The sequence below is a fragment of the Serratia sp. JSRIV002 genome (genome assembly GCF_019968725.1).
Taxonomy (GTDB): domain Bacteria; phylum Pseudomonadota; class Gammaproteobacteria; order Enterobacterales; family Enterobacteriaceae; genus Chania; species Chania fonticola_B.
Genome location: NZ_CP074143.1, coordinates 3,159,948 through 3,182,952 on the forward strand (window position 1 = coordinate 3,159,948; position 23,005 = coordinate 3,182,952).

Sequence of the window (23,005 nt, forward strand, 5' to 3'; positions counted from 1 at the left end):
CCCTATACTGCTGTCACTTATTTGGGAGAATGCTATGTCCGTCAAAAATCTGCCTCTGCCACTGATCATCGTGATGATCATGGCACCACAAATCCTGGAAACGCTCTATAGCCCGGCGTTAACCGCTATCCGCTTTGATTACCATATCGATGCCACGCAGGCCGGCCACACGCTGTCGGTCTATTTTTTCGCCTTCGCTTTCGGCGTGGCGTTTTGGGGAACGATCAGCGACAAATATGGCCGTAGAGCCGCCATGCTCGCCGGTTTGCTGCTGTATACGGCAGGAGCCTTGCTGGCGTTGCTGAGCAACGCTTTCACGTTGCTCATCGTCTCGCGCGCCGTTATCGCCTTTGGTGCCGCCGTTGGTTCTGTGGTGACGCAGACTATGCTGCGCGATGTCTATCAGGGGCAGGCATTAGGCAAGATGTTTGCGATAATTGGTATGGCATTGTCGATAAGCCCGGTGTTGGGGATGTTTAGCGGCGGAATGCTGGTGTTTTGGGGCGGTCGCATGGCCATTTTCTCCGCGCAAGCAGGATTGGCGCTGTTGTTGCTGATCTGGTGTTGGCGAGCGCTGCCAGAAACCCGCCAGCAAACCGCCGGTATCGCTTTACTCTCCTGTTTACAGGAGATGCTGCGCGATAGGCAAATCTGGTGCTCGGCGTTGCTGGTTGCCAGTTTCAACATCATGGCGTTCAGCTACTTCAGTCTGGCCCCGTTTATTTTTGAGACCTTGGGGCTGACCAGCGAACAGTTTGGTTATTCGGGGATTGTTTTGGCCTTTGGCAGCCTGTGCGGCGCAGCGGCAAACCGCTATCTTCTGCAAAAAGGATTATGCGCTTACCGGCAGATCCAAATGGCCAGTCTGTTAGCCCTATTGGCCGCAGTGGGTGCGTGGTATTGGCAGGCAAGTCTGATGATCCTGCTGCCCTGCATGGCGGTGACCGTTGCCTTTGGCTTGGCCATTCCCAATATTCTCAGCCTGGCGCTGAAGCATTACCGCAACCGGCTGGGTGCTGCCGGAGCGGTATTGGGATTACTCTATTATCTGCTGATCGCTGGCGGCCTGGCACTGGCCGCCATGGGTCAGCACCTGCCGTTAACGCTGCTGGGATGTAGCCTGTTAAGCCTCGCCTGTTCAGCAAGGCTTAAAGGTTACGCAGAGAGCTGATCGATGGTCTGCAAGATACGCTTCTCAGAAATCGGGTAAGGCGTACCCAACTGCTGAGCGAACAGGCTGACGCGCAGCTCCTCAATCATCCAGCGTACTGCCTTCACCTCTTCATCCTGCTGGCGTTTTGGCGGCAGCTTGTTCAGCCACTGCTGCCAAGCCTGTTGAACCTGTTCCACCCGGATCATCTGAGCGCGATCGCGGTGCGGATCGATCGCCAGCTTCTCCAGGCGGCGCTCAATCGCTTGCAGATAACGCAAGGTGTCCGGTAGGCGGCTCCAACCGTTATTGGTGACAAAACCACGGTAAACCAGGCCATTGAGCTGGGCCTTGATATCGGACAGCGCCAACGCCAACGAGATATCAACGCGCCCTTTCAGACGCTTGTTGATGTTGAAGACCGTCGTCAGGATCTGTTCCACCTGTTTGGCCACGCCCACCACGGTTTCGTTCAGCTCGGCCCGCACCAACTCTTGCAGCCGGGCAAAGTTTTCTTCCGCCCACACCGGCCCGCCGTGTTCGGCAATCAGCTTGTCGATGCCGCAGGAGATACAGTCGTCGATCAGATCCAGCACTTTGCCATACGGGTTGAAATACAGCCCAAGCTTGGCCTTGTTCGGCAACTTCTCATGCAGATATTTGATCGGCGACGGGATGTTCAACAGCAACAAACGGCGCGTACCTTGCCACATGGCCTGCTGCTGCTCCTGTTCGCTATCAAACAGACGGATGGCTACGCTGTCTTTTTCGTCCACCAGCGCCGGGTAAGCCTTGACCGAGTAACCGCCACGCTTCTGCTCATAAAACTCAGGCAGTTTGCCAAAGCTCCAGATATGCAGATTGCTCTGCTCCAGGCCATCATCAGCCACGGCCGACAGCGTCTCTTGCACCTTGTCTTTGAGCTGGGCCCTCAGCGCGGCCAGATCTTTACCTTCGCGCAGGGTTTTGTGTTTCTCACCCACCACGCGGAAGGTCATTTTCAGATGATCGGGTACCTGATCCCACTGCCAATCCTCACGTGACACTGTCACACCAGTCATACGGCGTAGCTCGCGTTCCAACGAATCCAGCAACGGCATCTCCAATGGCGTTGCCCGGCCAAGGAAAGCTTCAGCGTAGTTCGGCGCTGGCACAAAATTGCGCCGTACCGGCTTGGGTAAGGATTTGATCAGTGCGATCACCAGTTCACGGCGGATACCGGGGATTTGCCACTCAAAACCGGCCTCTTCCACCTGATTGAGGATCGGTAACGGGATGTGCACGGTAACGCCATCGGCGTCAGTACCCGGCTCAAACTGGTAGGTCAGGCGCAACTTGAGGTTGCCCTGATACCAGTAGTTCGGATAATCCAGCGCGCTGACCTTATTGGCTCCATCCTTGATCAACATCTCTTTTTCAAAGTTGAGCAGCTCAGGGTTCTGCTTCCCGGCGGCTTTCCACCACTGGTCAAAATGACGCCCGGACACCACATCGCTCGGAATGCGCTGATCGTAGAAACTGAACAGCGTTTCGTCATCCACCAGAATGTCGCGGCGGCGCGATTTGTGTTCCAGCTCTTCCACTTCGGCACGCAGCTTCAGGTTGGCGGCGAAGAACGGGTGCCGCGTTTGCCAGTCACCTTCCACCAGCGCATGGCGGATAAACAGTTCACGGCACAGCAGCGGATCGATGGTGCTGTAATTTACCGGGCGAGCTGCGACGATCGGCAGACCAAACAGCGTGACCTTTTCACTGGCCATCACCGCGCCCTGGGATTTGGACCAGTGCGGTTCGCTGTAATGATGCTTGACCAGGTGCTGAGCCATCGGCTCAATCCATTCTGGCTCGATACGCGCGGCAATACGGCCCCACAGGCGGCTGGTTTCCACCAGTTCTGCCACCATCGTCCACTTAGGCGGCTTCTTGAACAGCCCGGAGCCCGGGAAGATGGAGAAACGGGCGTTGCGCGCACCGGTAAACTCTTGCTTATCCGCATCCTTCTGGCCAATGTGCGAAAGCAGGCCGCTCAGCAGCGCGGTATGCACGCTGCGGTAGTCCGAAGGCACGCTGTTGACCGGCAAGCCTAACTCTTTCACCACCTGGCGCAATTGGGTGTAGATATCCTGCCATTCACGCACCCGCAGATAGTTAAGGAAATCGTTGCGGCACAGGCGGCGGAACTGGCTGGAAGAGTTTGCCTTCTGCTGTTCCTTGAGATAATCCCACAGGTTGACGAACGCCATAAAATCGGAGTCTTTGTCGGCGAAGCGGCGGTGTTTTTCATCGGAGGCCTGTTGCTTATCCATCGGCCGCTCGCGCGGATCCTGGATCGACAACGCCGAGGTGATGATCATCATCTCGCGCACGCTACCACTCTTCTGGGCTTCCAACACCATTCGCGCCAAACGTGGGTCGATCGGCAACTGCGCCAACTGACGGCCCTGTGGGGTCAGTTGATAGTGGCCGTTTTCTGCGGTTTTGATCGCCCCCAACTCTTCCAACAGACGCACGCCGTCCTGGATATTGCGATTATCCGGCGCTTCGACAAACGGGAAGACGGCAATATCGCCCAACCCCAGCGAGGTCATCTGCAATATGACCGAGGCCAGGTTAGTTCGCAGAATTTCCGGATCGGTAAACGCCGGGCGCGACAGGAAATCCTGCTCCGAGAACAGGCGGATACAGATACCGTCCGAAACACGCCCACAGCGGCCCTTACGCTGGTTAGCAGAAGCCTGCGACACCGGTTCGATAGGCAAGCGCTGCACTTTGGTACGGAAGCTGTAGCGGCTGATGCGCGCCGTACCTGGGTCGATAACGTACTTGATGCCCGGCACGGTCAGCGAGGTTTCTGCCACGTTGGTCGCCAGCACGATGCGGCGGCCATGGTGCGACTGGAACACCCGATTCTGTTCACTGTTGGACAGGCGGGCATACAGCGGCAGCACCTCGGTATGCGGCAGGTTGAGCTTGGTCAGCGCATCGGCGGTGTCACGGATTTCACGTTCACCGCTCATAAAGATCAGGATATCACCAGGTCCTTCACGCCCCAATTCGTCCACCGCGTCGAAGATAGCCTGAAGCTGATCGCGTTCAGTATCGTCGGCGTCGTCCACCACTGGCCGGTAACGTACCTCGACCGGATAGGTACGGCCAGAAACCTCAATGATCGGCGCATTGTTGAAGTGGCGAGAAAAGCGCTGCGGATCGATGGTGGCCGAGGTAATGATCACCTTCAAATCCGGGCGTTTTGGCAACAGCTCCCGCAGGTAACCCAAGATGAAATCGATGTTCAGGCTGCGCTCGTGCGCCTCATCGATGATCAGGGTATCGTACTGCATCAGCAGGCGATCCTGCTGGATTTCGGCCAGCAAGATCCCGTCGGTCATCAGTTTGACCAGGGTATTTTCACCCACCTGATCGTTGAAGCGCACCTTGTAACCGACGCTGCCACCCAGCGGGGTTTCCAGCTCATCGGCAATGCGGTTGGCAACGGTGCGTGCAGCCAGGCGGCGCGGTTGCGTGTGGCCAATCAGGCCTTTGACGCCACGCCCTAACTCCAGGCAGATTTTCGGTAGCTGTGTAGTCTTCCCTGAGCCGGTTTCACCCGCCACGATCACCACTTGATGATCGCGGATGGCGGCAAGAATGTCCTGCTTCTTCTGGCTGACCGGCAGGCTTTCAGGGTAAGTGATTTTCGGGCACGAGGCCGCGCGGGAGCGCACCTTCAGCATGGCTTGCTCGATATCACCCGCTATTTCTGCGGCAACCGCCTGTTGAGCTTCAGGGCTTTTGACTTTGCGCGCACCTTGCAACCGGCGTTGCAGGCGCTGCTGATCACGGAGCATCAAGTCACCCAGTTGGGATGACAATGCCGCGAGCGTAGATTTCACGTTCGGTGTTCCTTGTTTCTTCGCAGCTACTGCTTAACGTCAGGGACTAGGTTTGATGTTATAGCTGACGTGTCGGTGCCAATAACTGCGTTTATTAAATTAGGTTTATCGATTTTTTGACTTAGCGCAGCAGGATACCACAATGGCATTTCTCCCCATAATCCATCCATTTAACCTGGGTTTTCTTGTTCAATAAAATCGAACGTAGATCTCGAAATATTCCGCTATCCCTGTTGGAACAATATGAATAGAGTGTACCTCATGCAACGGGCGACCAGCCCTGATGTCACAGTCAACACGAAAGGAATTATCGATGAGCAACGTATTGGTTCTAAAATCCAGCATCCTGGCAACTTATTCTCAGTCTAACCAATTGGCTGATTTCTTCGTTGAGCAGTGGGCCAATGCTCACAGCAACGATACCATCACCGTGCGTGACCTGGCTGCACAGCCAATCCCGGTGCTGGATGGCGAACTGGTTGGCGCAATGCGTCCTTCAGATGCCCCGCTGACTCCACGCCAGAAAGAAGCTCTGGCCCTGTCAGACGAACTGATTGCCGAGCTGCAAGCCAACGATACTATCGTTATCGCCGCTCCGATGTACAACTTCAACATCCCAACTCAGTTGAAGAATTATTTTGACCTGATTGCCCGTGCCGGAGTGACCTTCCGTTACACCGAGAACGGCCCGGAAGGCCTGGTAAAAAACAAACGTGCCATCATTCTGACCAGCCGTGGCGGCATCCATAAAGGCACCCCAACCGACCTGGTAGAACCTTACCTGCGTCTGTTCCTGGGCTTTATCGGTATTACCGAGGTTGAGTTCGTCTTTGCCGAAGGGATTGCCTACGGTCCAGACGTTGCGACCAAAGCCCAGGCCGATGCCAAAGCGTTACTGGCCGAAGTGATCGCCGCTTAATTAGCGATGCCAGGGCGCAGAGATTGCGCTCTGGTAAGTCACACACCTGCAAAATCCGTTTTACCCTCATAACAATAAGTCGTTTAAATTCCGTTGCGCGCCTAGAGGCGCGCTTTTTTTATTTCTGCAACCACTGGCCGTTAATGCCACGGACATATTCCCCTGCTGGCGCTCGTGTCACCAGCTTCTGCCCGGCCATCCGCGCAACTTCATCGATGGCGATATGATTGCTGGCGGCCACCTGCTGATATTTCTCGGCGCGTCCGGCATTGATTTTTTTCACCAACGCCTGAGTCTCCGCGTCCTGCTTCACCGGAGCGATATAACCACTGAGCGTTTCACCAACCCGCCCCTGCTGTTTGGCTTCATCCAGCGTCAACGCCTGAGCCATCCCACTGAATAACCAACCGGCGGCAATCAACCACAGATAACGTTTTTTCATGCTGGCTCCTAGAACAGACCGCTTTGGTCTTTCAGCAGGTTCTCAACGTCCTTATCCACTTTGATACGGATCTCATGTTCAATTTTGACGTTCATATTGATGGTGATGGGATCTTTAGGCGTCGCCACCTCAATGCGCGGTACGCAACCGCTCAGCAAGGATGCGCCCAACACGGCGGCCAGCAATGGCCCTGTCGCGTTCTTCATTGTTGTTCCTCGGGTTTAGAGAGCGTCTGCTCCAGCCACTCTTGTAAATTGTCGCCGAAGCGCAGGCTGCGCCACAGCTGAAACACGTTTTCCTGATGGCTATAGTTAAGGATAACCTCACGCTTGGCATTTTTCTGCGGATTTACGCCATCGATATGCGCCTTTAGCGTCAATTCGCCCAGGTTATCGAGATCGACCCGCGCCTTTGAGCGGTTGATTTCCATGTAGCGTAGCCAGTCGATGGCGGCACCGGTGGCCAGGTTATTGCTGCCAATGGCATCGGCCATATCTTTATCCAGCCGCAGCGTCATGACCCCCGCATTGGCGATCCAGCCATTTTGCACCAGCCATTTGGGGTGGTTCAGGTAGAGCGGCAACTCGCCGTTGATGCGGCCAGACATGGCGAACTGCTTCGGTTTGAGCGCGGTAAACAGTGCGCTGAGGTCGATTTCTTCCAGTTTGAGCACCGCCGCATCATGCTGCGGCATCCGTAATGCCGAAAGGCTGATATGACCGTTCAGCATATCCACACCGATGTTGCTCAACGTCAACGGATACGCTTCGCTGTAGGGATAGGTACCTTGCAGATCGGCGGTAATATTCTGCATCTCAAACAGCGTCTTTATGGATTTGATGCGCAGCATGATCGGCCGTTTGGCCCCAAGCTGCCACAGGTGGTTCTTAAACCGATAGGGCAAGACAAAGTCCAGCCCGCTCAATTCGCCATCTTGCAGCCACATGCCGCCATTGCGCACCACCCAGTGGCCACCGGCTTCAAACCCCTGCACTCGCGCAGCAGAAAATGCCGACTGTGCATAGAACTCGCCTGCCCGCAGTTTGATGTTCAGATCGGGTGAAATCAGCGGTTGGAATACCGTTAACGACTGTTTTGGCCACCAGCCTTCACCCCGCAGGCGTTCACCATCCCAGCGGCCCCGCAACTTGATTGGCCCAATCTGCTCGGCCTGCAAAGCGCCTTGCCATTGGAAACTGTCTGGCCCCGTACCTTGCAACTGCAAATCCAGTACCGAAGGCGGCAAATAACGGCCTGCACCAAAACTGGTTTTGTCAGCCACCAGTTGCACACCGCCGGTAAGGCTCGGTGCTTTGCTATCCCGCTGCCACTGGATCGGCTGGCTGAGCGTCATGCGCGGCGTCGCGACTGTGACCATGCCGTATTTCAACCGATCAAAACCGGTGGAAAGACGATCCAGGGTGATGCTGGTGTCCTGCCAACGCCCACTGCCTGCAACATCCCAGGCGGCCTGTAGCGGGGGTAACTTGCCGTTACCCCAAGAGCGCCATTGCCACTGACCATGGTCTGGCCAGAAATCTTGTGCCTGACCGTCCAAATGCAGCTTGAAACGGCCCCAGTAACTTTCGCTGGCGATGATAATCGCCTGCAAACGGCCACTGATCCCAAGAGCGGTGACTTTTACTCCAGCCAGCGGCAGCCGAGCCTCATCCAGTTTTATGTCCGGTGCCGGGCGGCCCCAGGCGCGCAGTAAAGACCCCGGCTGTAGCACCAGCGTTGGGTTAAGGACCGAGCCGCTGATAATGCCGGGGATTGACGCCGTAAGCGAGAGATTGGCCAGGTTTGCCTGCCCGGTAAGCTGGAATCCCAGATCGCTGTTGGTCAGGCTCAGGCTACCCGGCCCCAACGTCAGCACCGCGTTACCCTTGCCGTTGTGCCCGGCAGTGATCACGTTCAAACGTGCGGTAATTTGGGTTTCGTCAAACCCCTGGCTCCAGTCATGCAACGCCACATTCAAACCACCGCTGAGTGGTTGCTCCAGATAAGGCCAGCGCCATTCGCCTTTTTCGATGCTGATCTGTTTTGGCGTTAGTGCCCAAGGGAGCGTCGCCAACGGTTGGTCGCTGCCCTTTTCCGTCAGGGTCAATACGCCCTGCTGCTGTTGCCAGTGCAAATCCAGCAGCAAGGGTTTTTCCAGATAGGCGGTTTGTATCTCACCTTGCAACGCCCCTTGGATCGGCAAACTGTCCATATCCAGCGGTACGGTGACTTTGCCTGTCAGTTGAACAGGAACCGTGCTGTTGGGTGGCGTGATGCTAAGCTTGCTTAACGTCAGTTGCTGATGTTCATCCAACTGCGCCTCGGCGGTGACGTTCTTACCTTGATAATGCAACCGTTGGCCAGTGGCCGCAGACGACAGTTGCAATTTACCGGCGTAGGCTTGCCATGGGGTGAGCGTGAGAAGATTGATATTCAGGTCAAACGGCGGCAGCATCGCTTGCAATCGGTCTAGCGCCAATGGCGTGCTGTCACCCTCGGAGGGGGGCAATTTTGACAGGCAGGCGGTATCCACGTCCGCTCGTTCACCCTTTAAATGCCAACTTCCCATTTGGTAGGCGAGTTGCAGTTCACTGACATTGGCGATGGCGCAGCCTTGGGCGCTAAATTTTAGCCCATCAAGATGCAAAGCCCCCTGCTGCCAACGCAAGGGCCCTTGCAAAACCAGCTGGCTACCCTGCGGTAACCAAGGCGCTATCGCACGCGGCAACCAACGAGGCAGGGTTTGCCACAGCGCGATGATCAACAGGATGATGCCCGTTACGATCGCTACAAATACTTTTAATCTCTTGGTCATTAAGCGCAGGTTTAGTTCCTGATAAACATCGATTAGCCAGGCGCAATGATGACACGGATCCCCTGGCAGGTGAAGGTGAACCCATCTCATCATTTATAGAGCAGGTTTCGCAATTTTGATATTTACCCAGTGAATACAGAAAATGGCTAATACACTGATTATCAGCATAAAACCCTAAAAGGCCTGCGCCGCCACAGGTCGCTAAACCATTGTCGTATTTGGCAAAATATGTTAATTTGATCACATAATCACGCGGGAGAAACCACGATGAAAATGGCGATTTACAGCACCAAACAGTATGACCGTAAGTATCTTGAATTGGTAAATCAGCAGTTTGGTTATGAGCTGGAGTTTTTCGACTTTCTGCTAAGCAAGAAAACCGCCAAAACGGCTATCGGCTGTAAGGCCGTATGCATCTTCGTCAATGACGACGGTAGCCGGGAAGTGCTGGAAGAGCTGGCCGCGCTTGGGGTCGAGATCCTCGCCCTGCGTTGCGCCGGGTTCAATAACGTCGATCTGGATGCGGCGAAAGAGCTGGGTATCAAGGTGGTGCGCGTTCCAGCTTATTCACCTGAAGCCGTAGCCGAACACGCCGTGGGCATGATGATGTGCCTGAACCGCCGCATTCATCGTGCTTATCAGCGCACCCGCGATGCCAACTTCTCGCTGGAAGGGCTGATCGGCTTCAATATGCATAACCGCACCGCAGGCGTGATTGGCACCGGTAAGATCGGCGTAGCCACCATGCGTATTCTGAAAGGCTTTGGCATGAAGCTCTTGGCCTACGATCCCTACCCAAGCGCGCAGGCGTTAGAACTGGGTGCCGAATATGTCGATCTTAAAACGCTGTATGCCCAGGCGGACGTGATCACCCTGCACTGCCCGTTGACGCCGGAAAACCATCACCTGCTGAATGCGGACGCGTTCTCCATGATGAAGGACGGCGTGATGGTGATTAACACCAGCCGCGGTGCCTTGATCGACTCTTCCGCCGCTATCGATGCCCTCAAACAGCAGAAGATTGGTGCGCTGGGGATGGACGTATACGAGAACGAACGCGACCTGTTCTTTGAAGACAAATCCAACGACGTGATCCAGGACGACGTTTTCCGCCGCCTGTCCGCCTGCCATAACGTGCTGTTTACCGGGCACCAGGCGTTCCTGACGGAAGAGGCGTTGACCAGTATCTCGCAAACCACGTTGAAAAATATTGAACAGCTTGCGCGGGGTGAAGCCTGCCCTAATCAGCTTAATGCCTAATACTTTGGGGCGCGCTTAGCGCCCCTGATCCTTCAGACCAAACCTGAACAGGTTCACAATAATGAAAAAACTGATCCCTTTAGCAATGGCCTGTGCGCTATTGGCTGGCTGTGGTTCCGCGCAAACCAAACAACAAACCGTAGTAGAAAGCGATCTGCTGCATCACAACTTTGTGTTGCAAAGCGTGGATGGTGTAGCGGTTGAGGCGAAACAAGGCAGCGGCCCGAGCATCGAGTTCGGCGAGAAAATGAATATTTCCGGATCTATGTGCAACCGTTTCTTCGGCCAGGGCCAGTTAGAAAACGGCGTGCTGACGGTGAAAAACCTCGCTACGACCCGCATGATGTGCGCGGATCCGCAACGTAACCAATGGGATCAAACCATAGGCACACTGCTGGCTAACGGTGCAAAAGTCTCGCTCAACGGCCAACAGCTGACCCTGAGCGGCAGCGATCACCAACTGGTATATACCCTGAAAGACTGGGTCAATTAATTTTCCCCCTCACCCCAACCCTCTCCCTGTACAGACCGGGGACATCATGAACACTTGTTCGGGGACATGGTAGACACTTACAACATAGGTATGAGTACTTCTGAGTGGAGTTGCTTATGCCGTGGGATGAGAGATCTGCCATGTCATTACGTACCGAGTTTGTGCTTTTCGCCTCGCAAGAAGGCGCTAATATCCGTGCGCTATGCCGTCAGTTCGGCATAGCGCCTGCTACCGCATACAAGTGGTTACATCGCTGGCAGTCTGATGGGAGGGCCGGTCTGAACGAACGTTCTCGAGTGCCACACCATTCTCCTTCCAGAACACCCGATATCGTTGTCCAATACCTCCGCGCTGCACACCAGGCCCATCCGATGTGGGGCGCACGCAAGCTCAAGCGGTGGCTCGAGATGCAGGGGCATACGTTACCGGCCGCCAGCACCGTGCATAACCTCATGCGCCACCATGACCTGCTACCGGGCGGTCCGTCACCAGCGCCCACCGTCGGACGCTTTGAACATGACGCCCCGAACCGACTCTGGCAGATGGACTTTAAAGGCCACTTCCCCTTCGCCGAAGGGCGTTGTCATCCGCTGACCTTGCTGGATGACCATTCGCGCTTCTCGCTCTGTCTGGCGCACTGCCCAGACGAACGACGAGTCACCGTGCAGTCTCAGTTGATAGCGGTGTTCGAACGTTATGGCTTGCCGGAGAGAATGACCATGGATAACGGGGCACCCTGGGGCGACACGACGGGCAGTTGGACCGCGCTGGAACTGTGGCTGATGCGTCAGGGTATCCGGGTGGGTCACTCTCGGCCTTATCATCCTCAGACTCAGGGTAAGCTGGAGCGCTTCCACCGCAGCCTGAAGGCAGAGCTCCTGCAGGGACGGTGGTTTACCCATGCCGCGCAGTTGCAGGAGGTGTTCGACGCCTGGCGAGATACCTACAACCTGGAACGCCCACACGAAGCGCTGTCAATGGCGGTACCGGCGTCCCATTATCAGCCTTCATCGCGACAGTACAATGGCAATCCGGCGGCAGCCGAGTATGACGAGGGGGTCTTGGTCAGGAAAGTGGATATCAGTGGAAAACTGAGCCTGAAAGGGATGAGCCTGAAAGTGGGCAAGGCCTTTATCGGTGAATATGTCGGGCTGAAGGCAAGTGAGAGAGAGGGCTACTACGAGGTATGGTGGTACAGCACGAAAGTGGGGATGATCGACCTGAGAAATAGGTCGATCATCATGGGTAAAGGATGTTAAAAAGTGTTCACCATGTCCTTGAACACCTGTCTACCATGTCCCCGGTCTGTACACTCCCAAAGGGAGAGGGAGCTGGCACGGTGATGAAGGTAACAACGGTTGCCAATCTGTCGCACGCTACGTCCGGGATAAATTGGACTTACCGGGAACAGGCTCCACGGCCCAGCGCCGACTCTTCGCACTGTTTGCCGTTCGGCATCTGACACATTCTGAGCGTATCGCCGTTGAGCGAATGGGCAATGGTGGTTACCCCGCCCACGCTGGCACAGCTTTCGCTGGTAGGTATCGCACCAATATTGGCACTGGTGGCGATCTGCTGTGGTTCTTGGTCGTTATTGCTGCTGCAGGCAGCCAAAGAGAGTATGGCGCCGGCAAGCAGCCATTTTGCTGTGATCATTATTCATACCCCTGAACCGAAACGATGCTGTGTAATTTTGCCATTGCTGATAACCCGAGCCACTGGAACGATGGGCCCGTTTGGTTATCTTTGATGTCCACCCGTTGAGCTTCAAGTTGCCGCCTGCTCATCATCAAGCGGCAACCGGAAAGACAACTTTAGTAATCTAGCTTGTTAGCTTAATAATAGAAATATGATTAGCCATTAATTTGGCTTTTTTTTGACCTGAAAGCATTTCACTCCCGATCAGTGCCCTGCCGACTTGGACAGCAGATTAATCACCAACACCCCGGCAATAATCAGCCCCATACCAACCACCGCAGGCAAATCCAGCTTTTGCTGGTAAATAAACACCGCGGCAATCGACACCAGCACGATCCCCAATCCCGACCAGATGGCATAGACAATCCCTAGCGGCATGGTTTTTACCACCATCGAAAGCCCCCAAAATGCTACCGCGTAACCCAACACGACAAACACCGATGGCCACAAGCGGGTAAACCCTTCAGAGGCTTTCAGCAAGGTGGTGGCAATCACTTCGGCGATAATCGCCATGGCTAAATAGATAAATGCGGTCATTTTCAACTTCTTCTTTCTGTTTCACGTCACATCAATAATAGGACGCGGAGATTAAATTAGCGTTACATCGCGGCAACGCTTTACCATTACGCTGCAAATAGTAATTATTTTTTAACGAAATATCACCTTACATCCAGATTTTGTGCGCCACACAAATGCGATAAAGCACAAATAACCCCCTCTGTTAGACTTTACTGATGATTATAAGAAGCTGACTTTTGCAGCTTTGTGAGCACAGAAAGGTACTGCAGATGATTACTACAGATGGTAATAACGCTGTCGCTTCCGTGGCTTATCGCACCAGTGAAGTGATTGCCATTTACCCAATTACCCCGAGTTCGACCATGGCGGAACAAACCGCTGCCTGGTCCAGTGACGGCAGGAAAAACATTTGGGGCGACGTCCCCAACGTGGTGGAAATGCAGTCCGAAGGCGGAGCCATTGCTACCGTGCACGGTGCGTTGCAAACCGGCGCACTTTCCACCTCCTTCACCTCGTCCCAGGGATTGCTGTTGATGATCCCTTCGCTGTATAAGCTGGCCGGGGAGCTGACGCCCTTTGTCCTGCACGTTGCCGCTCGCACCGTCGCCACTCATGCATTATCCATCTTTGGCGATCACTCCGACGTGATGGCCGTACGCCAGACCGGTTGCGCCATGCTGTGCGCCAGCAACGTGCAAGAAGCGCAGGATTTCGCGTTGATCGCCCAGACGGCCACGCTAAACAGCCGCCTGCCGTTCATCCATTTCTTCGATGGTTTCCGCACCTCGCACGAAATCAACAAGATCGCCCCGCTGAGCGACGAAACGCTACAGCAGATGATGCCACAGGACGCCATCGACGCCCACCGCAGCCGGGCTCTCTCACCGGATCATCCCGTCATACGCGGCACGTCAGCCAACCCGGATACCTACTTCCAATCGCGGGAAGCGACCAATCCGTGGTACGACAATACTTACCAGCATGTGCAGCAGGCGATGGACAAGTTTGCGGCCATCACCGGCCGCAGCTATCAGCCGTTTGAGTATTACGGCCACCCGCAGGCCGAACGCGTGGTGATCCTGATGGGGTCCGCCATCGGTACCTGTGAAGAAGCGATCGACCACCTGCTGACGCGCGGTGAAAAAGTGGGCGTTCTTAAAGTTCGGCTTTACCGTCCTTTCTCCGCCAAACATCTGCTCGCCGTACTGCCGGAAAGCGCACAAAAAATTGCGGTACTTGACCGCACCAAAGAACCGGGTGCTCTGGCCGAGCCTTTATACCTGGATGTAATGACCGCGCTGGCAGAAGCCTTTAGCCGTGGCGAACGCGCCAGCATGCCGATGGTGATTGGCGGGCGCTATGGGCTGTCTTCCAAGGAGTTTGGCCCAGACTGCGCGTTGGCCATTTTCCGCGAGTTGATGCTGGATAAGCCCCGCCCCCGTTTTACCGTGGGTATTTTCGACGATATTACCGGTCTGTCACTACCGCTCCACGAAGAAACGCTCCCTCAGCGGGCCTCGCTGGAGGCGCTGTTCTATGGTTTGGGCAGCGATGGCTCGGTTTCTGCCACCAAGAACAACATCAAAATTATCGGCAACAGCACGCCGATGTTTGCCCAAGGCTACTTTGTCTACGACTCGAAAAAGGCCGGCGGCCTGACCGTGTCACACCTGCGGGTTAGCGATAAGCCGATCAATTCGGCGTATCTTATCGACCGCGCCGACTTTGTCGGTTGCCACCAATGGCAGTTTATCGACAAGTATCAAATGGTGGAGCGGCTAAAACCTGGCGGTATTTTCCTGCTTAATACCCCTTATAGCGCGGATGAAGTCTGGTCGCGCCTGCCGCAGGAGGTCCAGGCGATCCTGCATCAGCGCCAGGCAAAGCTTTACATCATCAACGCGGCCAAGCTGGCGCGCGAATGTCATTTGGGTGCCCGCATCAATACCGTGATGCAGATGGCCTTCTTCCATCTGACAAAGATCCTACCGGGTGAAGTGGCGTTGCAGGAGCTACAGGGAGCGATTGCCCGCAGCTACAGCAACAAGGGCCAAGAGGTGGTCGAACGTAACTGGCAGGCCTTGGGCGCCACGCTGAGTGAGCTGACGGAAATCCCGCTGCGCCCACTCGACAGCAACAGCCCGATACGCCCACCGGTGGTTTCCGACGCCGCACCGTATTTTGTCAAAACCGTTACCGCCGTGATGCTAGCCGGGCTGGGCGATACCCTGCCGGTTTCTGCATTCCCACCGGACGGCACCTGGCCTGTGGGCACCACGCAGTGGGAAAAACGCAATATCGCCGAAGAAGTGCCGATCTGGCAGCCGGACCTGTGTACCCAGTGTAACCACTGCGTCGCCGCCTGCCCGCATTCTGCCATTCGCGCCAAAGTGGTTCCACCAGAAGCCATGGAGTATGCCCCTGCCACGCTACAATCGCTGGATGTAAAATCCCGTGATATGCGCGGCCAGAAATACGTATTGCAGGTCGCCCCTGAAGATTGCACCGGCTGTAACCTGTGCGTAGAGGTTTGCCCGGCGAAAGATCGCCAGAACCCGGAAATCAAGGCGATCAATATGGCTTCCCGCCTCGATCATCTGGCAGAGGAAAAAGCTCATTATGACTTCTTCCTGCAACTGCCGGAGATCGACGCGTCGCAACTGGAACGCATCGATATCCGCACCTCGCAGCTGATCTCTCCGCTGTTTGAATATTCGGGTGCCTGTTCCGGCTGTGGCGAAACGCCGTATATCAAGCTGCTGACCCAGCTGTATGGCGACCGGTTGCTGATTGCCAACGCCACCGGCTGTTCTTCTATCTATGGCGGTAACCTGCCCACCACGCCTTACACCACCAACGCCGATGGCCGTGGCCCAGCCTGGGCAAACTCGCTATTTGAGGATAATGCCGAATTTGGTCTGGGCTTCCGCCTGACGGTGGATCAGCACCGCCGCCGCGTATTGCGCCTGCTCGATACCTTGGCACCGCAATTACCTGCCCAGTTGGTGGCCTCATTGCAGGCAGACGAGATCGCCACCGGCCCGCGCCGCCAGCAGATCGCCGAATTACGTAGCCTGTTGGCTAACGTGGCAGGTAACGACGCCCGTCAGCTAGCTACCGATGCCGACTATCTGGTGGATAAGTCTATCTGGCTGATCGGCGGTGACGGCTGGGCCTACGATATCGGCTTCGGCGGTCTGGATCATGTGCTGAGCCTGACGGAAAACGTCAACGTGTTAGTGCTGGATACGCAGTGCTACTCCAATACCGGCGGCCAACAATCCAAGGCCACTCCGCTGGGGGCCGTGACCAAGTTTGGTGAACACGGCAAGCGCAAGGCTCGTAAGGATCTTGGCGTCAGCATGATGATGTACGGCCATGTGTATGTTGCGCAGATCTCGTTGGGGGCGCAACTTAACCAGACGGTGAAAGCGATTCAGGAAGCGGAAGCCTATCCTGGCCCTTCCCTGATCATCGCCTACAGCCCTTGTGAGGAACACGGTTACGATCTGGCTCTGAGCCACGACCAGATGCGGCAGCTAACTGCGACCGGTTTCTGGCCGCTGTATCGCTTCGATCCACGTCGTACTGCGGAAGGCAAAGCCGCGTTGGCGCTGGACTCCCGGCCACCGAACAGTGAGCTGACGACGACATTGAACAAGGAACAGCGTTTCCGCCGCCTCAACACGCAGCAGCCTGAGGTTGCCGCCGCGCTGTATGAGGCAGCAGAAAAAGAGCTGAAGGAGAAATATGATTTCCTAAGCCTGTTGGCTGGGAAGTCGGAGAAGGCAGGTTCGGAGTAATTCTGTTGAGGGCGCGGTTTCGCGCCCTTTTTTGCTCTGGTTCGCCATGAAGAAGCGCTGCATGCTACGCCCATACAAACGATCGTGGCCACCTGAACACTTACGAGCTGTTTTTTAATATCAGTGAGCAAGTGTATTCGCACTCCAAGAGCCAGAAAAAGCGCTTTGCGGTTGCCCTGATGTAATCACACTGTTTTTGACGTGGAATGTCGAAGTGCCTTGGGAACATAACATGTAAATAACCATACTCCTCATCAAAGCAATCAACGAAATCGCTTCGGACCCCATCCCAATAGTTAACAATTCGACTTAACATTGGGCTATCAAAATCATACCAGCGATCGAACGTGTCGATTAACGTGCCCCAAACGACGTTTTCATCCTCAGACCAGGCCAAAATCTTAAAGCATCGTCGAAAATAGTAGACCGTGGCCTCCAAGCTATCTGGATAGGGCTTACCGATATCTTTGAGGTATGCAGCAAAATAAGTTTGTACCTCTTCCCTGACTAACTCCTTGTCCAGCCCTAGCGAAGCCAATATCAGCAAATTGCTAGAAGGATCACCAGCCAATACCCTCTGTTCAGCCCAGTCAGTGAAGTCACGTAAGTTTTGAATGGTAAAATCAGGTCTCGTCTTTGCGAGGAGATCCTTTAAATCTGTTGCGATGCTAACCACAGTCTATCCCTGAATGGCTATGAGCCTTGACCTGACATTACCACAGCTCAAACGAATAATGACCAAATCCTCCCAGAGAATGCTAAACTTGCCCGCTAAAAGTGTCATACCGCCGTAGCGCACCCAAATGAGAACGAGCACGATTTAAATGTCAGAAAATCAAACAATTAGCCAAAAAGCTCAGTACAACCTGAACAAACTGCAAAAACGCCTGCGCCGCAACGTGGGTGAAGCCATCGCCGCCTACAACATGATTGAGGAAGGCGATCGCATCATGGTTTGCCTGTCCGGCGGGAAAGACAGCTATACCATGCTGGAAATCCTGCGTAATCTGCAAAAAAGCGCTCCGGTGAACTTCTCATTGGTCGCGGTGAATCTCGATCAGAAACAGCCCGGCTTCCCCGAGCACATCCTGCCAGCCTATCTGGAAAGCCTGGGGGTGGAATATAAGATCGTTGAAGAAAACACCTACAGCATCGTGAAGGATAAGATCCCGGAAGGCAAAACCACCTGCTCCCTGTGTTCACGCCTGCGCCGCGGTATCCTTTACCGTACCGCCACCGAGCTGGGTGCCACCAAGATTGCCCTTGGCCACCACCGTGACGATATCCTGCAAACGCTGTTCCTCAACATGTTCTACGGCGGCAAGCTGAAAGGTATGCCACCCAAGTTGATGAGCGACGATGGTAAACACGTGGTGATCCGCCCGCTGGCCTATTGCCGCGAGAAAGACATCGAGCGTTTCTCGGTAGCGAAAGAATTCCCGATTATCCCGTGCAACCTGTGTGGTTCACAGCCAAACCTGCAACGCCAGGTGATTGGCGATATGCTGCGCGATTGGGACAAACGCTACCCAGGCCGCATCGAAACCATGTTCAGCGCCATGCAGAACGTGGTGCCTTCGCATCTGTGCGATACCGAACTGTTTGACTTCAAAGGTATTCACCACGGCAGCGAAGTCGTCGATGGTGGCGATTTGGCGTTTGACCGTGAAGATATTCCGCTGCAGCCGGTGGGTTGGCAGCCGGAAGACTCGGATGACAACGGCTCGCCCACGTTTGAACGCCTGAACGTGCTGGAAATCAAATAGTCCCTCTCTCCGCCTGTGCCCGCAGGCGGAGGTTTTTTCTCCGCTTAATGTTAGATCCTGTTCACAATTCACGCATAAAGTGCCTGACAGTGCGGTTTTTACCTTATACTGTTTATTTATACAGTCAAAGGAGACCAACGATGAATATCACCCCCTGCCTTTCCCACGTCTCGCTGGGAACCAACAATTTCGATGCCGCTGCACAGTTTTACGACCGGGTTCTCGGGGCGTTAGGCTGCCGACGCGTGCTGGAACACCCTGGCGCTATCGGCTATGGCCGTGACTATCCTGAATTTTGGTTGCAACTGCCGATAGATGGCAAACCCGCAGGCACCGCGAACGGCGTACATGTTGGCTTCTTTGCCACCAGCAAGCAGCAGGTTGATGAGTTTTATCAGCAGGCGGTCGCCGCTGGGGCACAAGAAGACGGTGCACCGGGGTCACGGCCACATTACGGTGCCGCCTATTACGGCTGTTTCGTCCGCGATCTGGATGGCCACAAGATAGAGGCCAGCTTCTGGGACGAAAGCGCGGCTTAGCCTAATCGAGGCGACGTGTTGTTAATTGGGCGATCTTGGACGGCATGTCGCTAACTGGGCGCAGCATGCAGCGCCCCTACGGAGTGAGCCGGTTGTTTGGGATTCGCCAAAGGGAAAAAAACATAAAAAAATGCCGGTGATTAAACCGGCATCGTATTGAATTAAATGTGCTATGCAATAATTCTAAAAATAAGTAAATAAAACAATTATGGAGCGCAACGCCCATCGCTTGACGTTGCATTCACCTGCGGGAGTAAGAATGCCGTAGTTCGCGTAAGCAAATGTTGATACTGCTCAACTTTACTCGCGTTTTCGCCACTATTTGTCGTTACAACCAGCGGCTACGCCTCAGCCACCAGGCAACGCCCCCGACCAATGCCACTAACATAAAGCAGAAAGAGGCAAACGCCAGCGGGCTACCGCTGCCTGGGATCCCCCCCAGGTTGACTCCGAACAGCCCGGTCAGGAAAGTGGTTGGCAGGAAGACCATCGCCATCAGCGACATGGTGTAAGTACGGCGGTTCATGGCATCGGCCATCACGGTAGTGATCTCATCAGACAGGATCGCCGTACGGGCGATACTGCCATCCAGATCATCTAATCCGCGCCCCAGGCGATCGGCAATGTCCTGCATGCGGCGGCGCTCATCGTCATTCATCCACGGTAGGCGGTCACTTGCTAAACGCGAGAAAACATCGCGCTGTGGCGCCATGTAGCGGCGAAGCACAATCAACTGTTTGCGGATCAGCGCCAATTGCCCACGCTCAGGGATTTGCTGCTCTAATAGTGCATCTTCCAGATCGATGATCTTGTCATGCAGATCTTCGATGAATTCACTGGTGTGATCGGTGAGAGCATCAGCGATTTCTACCAGCCAGTTACCGCTATTAATCGGCCCCTGGCCATTGCGCAATTCATTGACCACCTCATCGATCGAGTAGACCTTACGATGGCGGGTGGAGATAATCATCTTATCGTTGATATAAACGCGGAACGTCACCAGTTGGTCAGGCCGCGAGTCCGTGTTGAAATTGATGCCACGCAGCGTGATCAGCGTCCCGTCGCCCAACCGGGTGACGCGTGGTCGGGTGCTTTCCCCCGCCAGCGCTTGTCTTACCAGATCCGGCAGCAGAGGCGTGTTGGCAAGCCACTCGGCGCTGGCCGGGTGGGCGTAGTCCAGATGCAGCCAGCACGGCTCCTCGCTGGTGATCTTATCGTCATTCTCAATTGGCGTGGTGCCACCCTTGCCGTCGAGTTGATAGGCATAGACCGCGTCGGGCACCTGCAGTTCGCGCCCCTCAATGACATCCATTCAAAACCCTCATTATTTTGCCGTTGATACAGAGTCTAGCGTTATTGCCTTAGGGATCAAAGTGGCAACGCCATAACGGGATCTTAAAGTAAAAAGCCCCCGCGTTGGCGAGGGCTTGGGCAGGCGTCAGGACTCTGAACATCAATGTTTCAGAATATACATTTCCTGGCTGTAGGCGACATCTTCTGGGTTAGTGATTGGATAACCTTTCACCCAAGGTTTGATCAGACGCCCGTTGGTATATTGATAGATCGGGGCGATGGGGGCCTCGGCCGCAATCATCTGCTCGGCCTTGTTATAATCCGCGGTTAACGCCGTTGGATTAGTCTCGCGACTGGCATCGGCCAACAGACGGTCGTATTGCGGGCTGTTAAATTTGGCGATATTCCCGCTGTGTGAAGAGGTCAGCAGCGACAGGAAGGTCGAGGCCTCGTTGTAATCCCCCACCCAGGAGGCACGAACCACGTCGAAATTGCCGGTGTTACGGCTGTCGATATAGGTTTTCCACTCCTGATTTTGCAGTTTAACGTCAACACCCAAGGTTTGCTTCCACATTGACGCCACGGCAATGGCAATCTTTTGGTGGCTCTCTGAGGTGTTATACAGCAGGGTCAATTTCAGGGGATGGTTCGGGCCATAACCTGCCGCCTGCATCAGCGCCTTGGCTTGCTCGTTCAACTCTTCCTGCGACTGTTGCTGCAGCAGGCTGGTTTCCGGCTTAAAGCCCGCAGTGACATCAGGGGTGAAGTGGTAGGCCGGTTTCTCGCCGGTGCCCAGCACTTTTTCGGCGATGATTTTACGATCGATAGCGTAAGACAAGGCTTTGCGCACCCGTACGTCATTGGTTGGCGCACGTTGGGTATTGAACGCGTAGTAATAAGTGCCGAGTTGATCCGGCGTGTAAACCTGGTCTGGGATATCCTTCAACAGCTTCTGGTACATGTTTTTCGGGAAGGATTCGGTAATATCGATATCACCAGCCTGATAACGCTTAGTGGCGTTAGATTCCTGGTTGATCGGTACAAAGGTCACCTTGGTCAACACCGTGTGTTTATGATCCCAATAATGGTTGTTCGGCACCAGTACCAGTTTCTCGTTAACCACTCGCTCTTGCAGTTTGAATGCGCCGTTGCCTACCAGATTACCCACTTTGGTCCAATCGTTGCCGTATTGCTCAACCACGGCTTTAGGGACTGGGAACAGGCTGAAGTTCGCCGTCAGGCTGACAAAATAGGGCACAGGCTTGTTCAACTGCACTTTTAGCGTATGGTCATCCACTGCCACCACGCCAAGCTTATCGATGGGGAGCTTACCGGCGATAATCTCTTCGGCATTCTGGATCCCGGCTAGCTGAGCAAACCAGGCAAACGGCGACAGGCTTTTCGGATCGACCAGCCGTTGCCAGCTATAAACGAAGTCTTTCGCCGTGACAGGGTCACCGTTGGACCAGCGGGCATCTTTGCGCAGCGTGAAGATATAGGTCTGGTTATCCGAGGTCTGCCAGCGGGTGGCGACACCGGGGATCACTTTGCCATGCGCGTCCTGATTCACCAGCCCTTCAAACAGATCGCGTGCCACCTGCGCTTCTGGCAGGCCCACGGCTTTAATCGGATCGAGCGACGCCGGCTCATCTTTGATGTGCCGCACGATCTCCTGTTTCTCCGCCAGAGCGGTACCTGGGGGAACCTGAGCTGCCATCGCGCCACTAATACCCGCGCTGATGGTGACCGCGCAAAGCGTTAAACGAAAACTCGCCAGAATTTTTCTTCTCGTCATGTTAGATATGCCCCAGTTAACCCCATGAATTTTTTATCATATAGCACAAAGATGCCCGCCACCTATAGCCTGGCGTAACAAGAATGTAAAAAGTGGATGTTTGATCCAAAAAAAAGCCCGCAGCCATTATCGGCAATGCGGGCTGATTGCTTAGGCAGGATCAGTCGTAAAGATGAATACTGGCGATCTTATAGCTGAACTCTTCCCCTTCTTCTTCATCGAAGATGGTGAAATAGCCTTTCTCTACCAAAGGGTTGAGATGGATATCGGTTTTTTGCAACTGGCGTGATTCGGCGTCGTCAAAACCATAATCGAGGAAAAACTCCCCTTTCTGATGATCCACGTGCAAGGTGAACGGATAGTTGGACTCGTCACCACGCCCATCGTCATTTTTCACTACGCCAAACCATTCACCCTGGCGGATCTGGTTTTCTGCATCCACGCCGCACAGTAGGGTGATGGTATCTTTTTCATTTTCGCTGTAACGCGCGACTATTCTGGCAACTGGCATGTTAAATCCTCTTTATCGTTAGCACTTGCCGATAGTATAACAATAGACATCACTTTATTCGCTTAACAGACTGGGAAAGATAAGCGAAAGCGTAATACACTCAATAACA

The 23,005-nt window shown here is 54.6% G+C and carries 18 protein-coding genes; 8 read left to right on the plus strand and 10 right to left on the minus strand.

Annotated elements, in window-relative coordinates:
* Window positions 1-34: 34 nt before the first annotated feature.
* A complete protein-coding gene (locus KGP26_RS14845) occupies window positions 35-1,171 on the plus strand; it encodes an MFS transporter (protein ID WP_223535591.1) in 1,137 nt (378 codons plus the stop codon).
* Here KGP26_RS14845 and hrpA read toward each other — a convergent pair.
* Window positions 1,156-5,043, minus strand: coding sequence for an ATP-dependent RNA helicase HrpA (hrpA, locus tag KGP26_RS14850; RefSeq protein WP_223664184.1), 3,888 nt, complete (start codon window positions 5,041-5,043; stop codon window positions 1,156-1,158). The genes KGP26_RS14845 and hrpA overlap by 16 nt on opposite strands.
* Before the next feature lie 313 nt (window positions 5,044-5,356).
* Between hrpA and KGP26_RS14855 the strand changes: the two genes are divergently transcribed.
* Window positions 5,357-5,962: an FMN-dependent NADH-azoreductase gene (locus tag KGP26_RS14855; protein ID WP_037375971.1), complete on the plus strand. Its 606-nt coding sequence runs from the start codon at window positions 5,357-5,359 to the stop codon at window positions 5,960-5,962.
* A 118-nt stretch (window positions 5,963-6,080) separates the two neighbouring features.
* Here KGP26_RS14855 and KGP26_RS14860 read toward each other — a convergent pair whose 3' ends face one another.
* From KGP26_RS14860 to KGP26_RS14870, 3 genes are read right to left on the minus strand one after another with little or no spacing between them, the layout of a single operon-like run.
* Complete coding sequence (locus KGP26_RS14860; protein ID WP_021806521.1) at window positions 6,081-6,404, minus strand: YdbL family protein; 324 nt, start codon at window positions 6,402-6,404, stop codon at window positions 6,081-6,083.
* Between the two features lie 8 nt (window positions 6,405-6,412).
* Window positions 6,413-6,610 carry a YnbE family lipoprotein gene (locus tag KGP26_RS14865; protein WP_021177849.1) on the minus strand — a complete coding sequence of 66 codons (198 nt, stop codon included), beginning with the start codon at window positions 6,608-6,610 and terminating at the stop codon, window positions 6,413-6,415.
* A complete protein-coding gene (locus KGP26_RS14870; RefSeq protein ID WP_223664186.1) occupies window positions 6,607-9,219 on the minus strand; it encodes a YdbH family protein in 2,613 nt (870 codons plus the stop codon). Before KGP26_RS14870 ends, KGP26_RS14865 begins: the two co-directional genes overlap by 4 nt.
* 267 nt (window positions 9,220-9,486) lie before the next feature.
* Between KGP26_RS14870 and KGP26_RS14875 the strand changes: the two genes are divergently transcribed.
* The 3 genes from KGP26_RS14875 to KGP26_RS14885 all read left to right on the plus strand — a co-directional run bounded on the left by KGP26_RS14875 (window position 9,487) and on the right by KGP26_RS14885 (window position 12,231).
* Complete coding sequence (locus KGP26_RS14875) at window positions 9,487-10,479, plus strand: 2-hydroxyacid dehydrogenase (RefSeq protein WP_024486550.1); 993 nt, start codon at window positions 9,487-9,489, stop codon at window positions 10,477-10,479.
* 61 nt (window positions 10,480-10,540) lie between these two features.
* On the plus strand, window positions 10,541-10,972 hold the full coding sequence (gene hslJ, locus KGP26_RS14880; RefSeq protein WP_024486551.1) for a heat shock protein HslJ: 432 nt from the start codon (window positions 10,541-10,543) through the stop codon (window positions 10,970-10,972).
* Between the two features lie 104 nt (window positions 10,973-11,076).
* On the plus strand, window positions 11,077-12,231 hold the full coding sequence (locus KGP26_RS14885; protein ID WP_223664188.1) for an IS481 family transposase: 1,155 nt from the start codon (window positions 11,077-11,079) through the stop codon (window positions 12,229-12,231).
* Between the two features lie 139 nt (window positions 12,232-12,370).
* Here KGP26_RS14885 and KGP26_RS14890 read toward each other — a convergent pair whose 3' ends face one another.
* Window positions 12,371-12,628, minus strand: coding sequence for a DUF333 domain-containing protein (locus KGP26_RS14890; RefSeq protein WP_021177845.1), 258 nt, complete (start codon window positions 12,626-12,628; stop codon window positions 12,371-12,373).
* A gap of 246 nt (window positions 12,629-12,874) precedes the next feature.
* Window positions 12,875-13,207 (minus strand): SMR family transporter, encoded by a 333-nt coding sequence (locus tag KGP26_RS14895; RefSeq protein ID WP_021806525.1) that lies wholly within the window; start codon window positions 13,205-13,207, stop codon window positions 12,875-12,877.
* A 251-nt stretch (window positions 13,208-13,458) separates the two neighbouring features.
* Between KGP26_RS14895 and nifJ the strand changes: the two genes are divergently transcribed.
* A complete protein-coding gene (gene nifJ / locus KGP26_RS14900; RefSeq protein ID WP_223497762.1) occupies window positions 13,459-16,992 on the plus strand; it encodes a pyruvate:ferredoxin (flavodoxin) oxidoreductase in 3,534 nt (1,177 codons plus the stop codon).
* A 100-nt stretch (window positions 16,993-17,092) separates the two neighbouring features.
* Here the strand turns inward: nifJ and KGP26_RS14905 are convergent, their stop codons facing one another.
* Window positions 17,093-17,668: a hypothetical protein gene (locus KGP26_RS14905; protein ID WP_223664190.1), complete on the minus strand. Its 576-nt coding sequence runs from the start codon at window positions 17,666-17,668 to the stop codon at window positions 17,093-17,095.
* Between the two features lie 148 nt (window positions 17,669-17,816).
* Between KGP26_RS14905 and ttcA the strand changes: the two genes are divergently transcribed.
* Together ttcA and KGP26_RS14915 are read left to right on the plus strand one after the other, a co-directional pair.
* Window positions 17,817-18,758, plus strand: coding sequence for a tRNA 2-thiocytidine(32) synthetase TtcA (gene ttcA / locus KGP26_RS14910; protein WP_223497764.1), 942 nt, complete (start codon window positions 17,817-17,819; stop codon window positions 18,756-18,758).
* A gap of 140 nt (window positions 18,759-18,898) precedes the next feature.
* Window positions 18,899-19,297 carry a VOC family protein gene (locus KGP26_RS14915; protein WP_094981310.1) on the plus strand — a complete coding sequence of 133 codons (399 nt, stop codon included), beginning with the start codon at window positions 18,899-18,901 and terminating at the stop codon, window positions 19,295-19,297.
* 328 nt (window positions 19,298-19,625) lie between these two features.
* Here the strand turns inward: KGP26_RS14915 and zntB are convergent, their stop codons facing one another.
* The 3 genes from zntB to KGP26_RS14930 all read right to left on the minus strand — a co-directional run bounded on the left by zntB (window position 19,626) and on the right by KGP26_RS14930 (window position 22,896).
* A complete protein-coding gene (zntB, locus tag KGP26_RS14920) occupies window positions 19,626-20,609 on the minus strand; it encodes a zinc transporter ZntB (RefSeq protein WP_071683442.1) in 984 nt (327 codons plus the stop codon).
* A 141-nt stretch (window positions 20,610-20,750) separates the two neighbouring features.
* Window positions 20,751-22,385, minus strand: a complete 1,635-nt coding sequence (locus KGP26_RS14925) for an ABC transporter substrate-binding protein (RefSeq protein WP_021806536.1) — start codon at window positions 22,383-22,385, stop codon at window positions 20,751-20,753.
* A 160-nt stretch (window positions 22,386-22,545) separates the two neighbouring features.
* A complete protein-coding gene (locus tag KGP26_RS14930) occupies window positions 22,546-22,896 on the minus strand; it encodes a hypothetical protein (RefSeq protein ID WP_021182239.1) in 351 nt (116 codons plus the stop codon).
* Between the last annotated feature and the right edge of the window lie 109 nt (window positions 22,897-23,005).

Coding starts and splice junctions, on each gene's coding strand:
- KGP26_RS14925 (WP_021806536.1), bottom strand. CDS start 22,385: ATGACGAGAAGAAAAATTCTGGCGAGTTTTCGTTTAACGCTTTGCGCG.
- KGP26_RS14915 (WP_094981310.1), top strand. CDS start 18,899: ATGAATATCACCCCCTGCCTTTCCCACGTCTCGCTGGGAACCAACAAT.
- KGP26_RS14855 (WP_037375971.1), top strand. CDS start 5,357: ATGAGCAACGTATTGGTTCTAAAATCCAGCATCCTGGCAACTTATTCT.
- KGP26_RS14875 (WP_024486550.1), top strand. CDS start 9,487: ATGAAAATGGCGATTTACAGCACCAAACAGTATGACCGTAAGTATCTT.
- KGP26_RS14865 (WP_021177849.1), bottom strand. CDS start 6,610: ATGAAGAACGCGACAGGGCCATTGCTGGCCGCCGTGTTGGGCGCATCC.
- KGP26_RS14930 (WP_021182239.1), bottom strand. CDS start 22,896: ATGCCAGTTGCCAGAATAGTCGCGCGTTACAGCGAAAATGAAAAAGAT.
- KGP26_RS14870 (WP_223664186.1), bottom strand. CDS start 9,219: ATGACCAAGAGATTAAAAGTATTTGTAGCGATCGTAACGGGCATCATC.
- KGP26_RS14845 (WP_223535591.1), top strand. CDS start 35: ATGTCCGTCAAAAATCTGCCTCTGCCACTGATCATCGTGATGATCATG.
- ttcA (WP_223497764.1), top strand. CDS start 17,817: ATGTCAGAAAATCAAACAATTAGCCAAAAAGCTCAGTACAACCTGAAC.
- KGP26_RS14895 (WP_021806525.1), bottom strand. CDS start 13,207: ATGACCGCATTTATCTATTTAGCCATGGCGATTATCGCCGAAGTGATT.
- zntB (WP_071683442.1), bottom strand. CDS start 20,609: ATGGATGTCATTGAGGGGCGCGAACTGCAGGTGCCCGACGCGGTCTAT.
- hslJ (WP_024486551.1), top strand. CDS start 10,541: ATGAAAAAACTGATCCCTTTAGCAATGGCCTGTGCGCTATTGGCTGGC.
- KGP26_RS14860 (WP_021806521.1), bottom strand. CDS start 6,404: ATGAAAAAACGTTATCTGTGGTTGATTGCCGCCGGTTGGTTATTCAGT.
- nifJ (WP_223497762.1), top strand. CDS start 13,459: ATGATTACTACAGATGGTAATAACGCTGTCGCTTCCGTGGCTTATCGC.
- KGP26_RS14890 (WP_021177845.1), bottom strand. CDS start 12,628: ATGATCACAGCAAAATGGCTGCTTGCCGGCGCCATACTCTCTTTGGCT.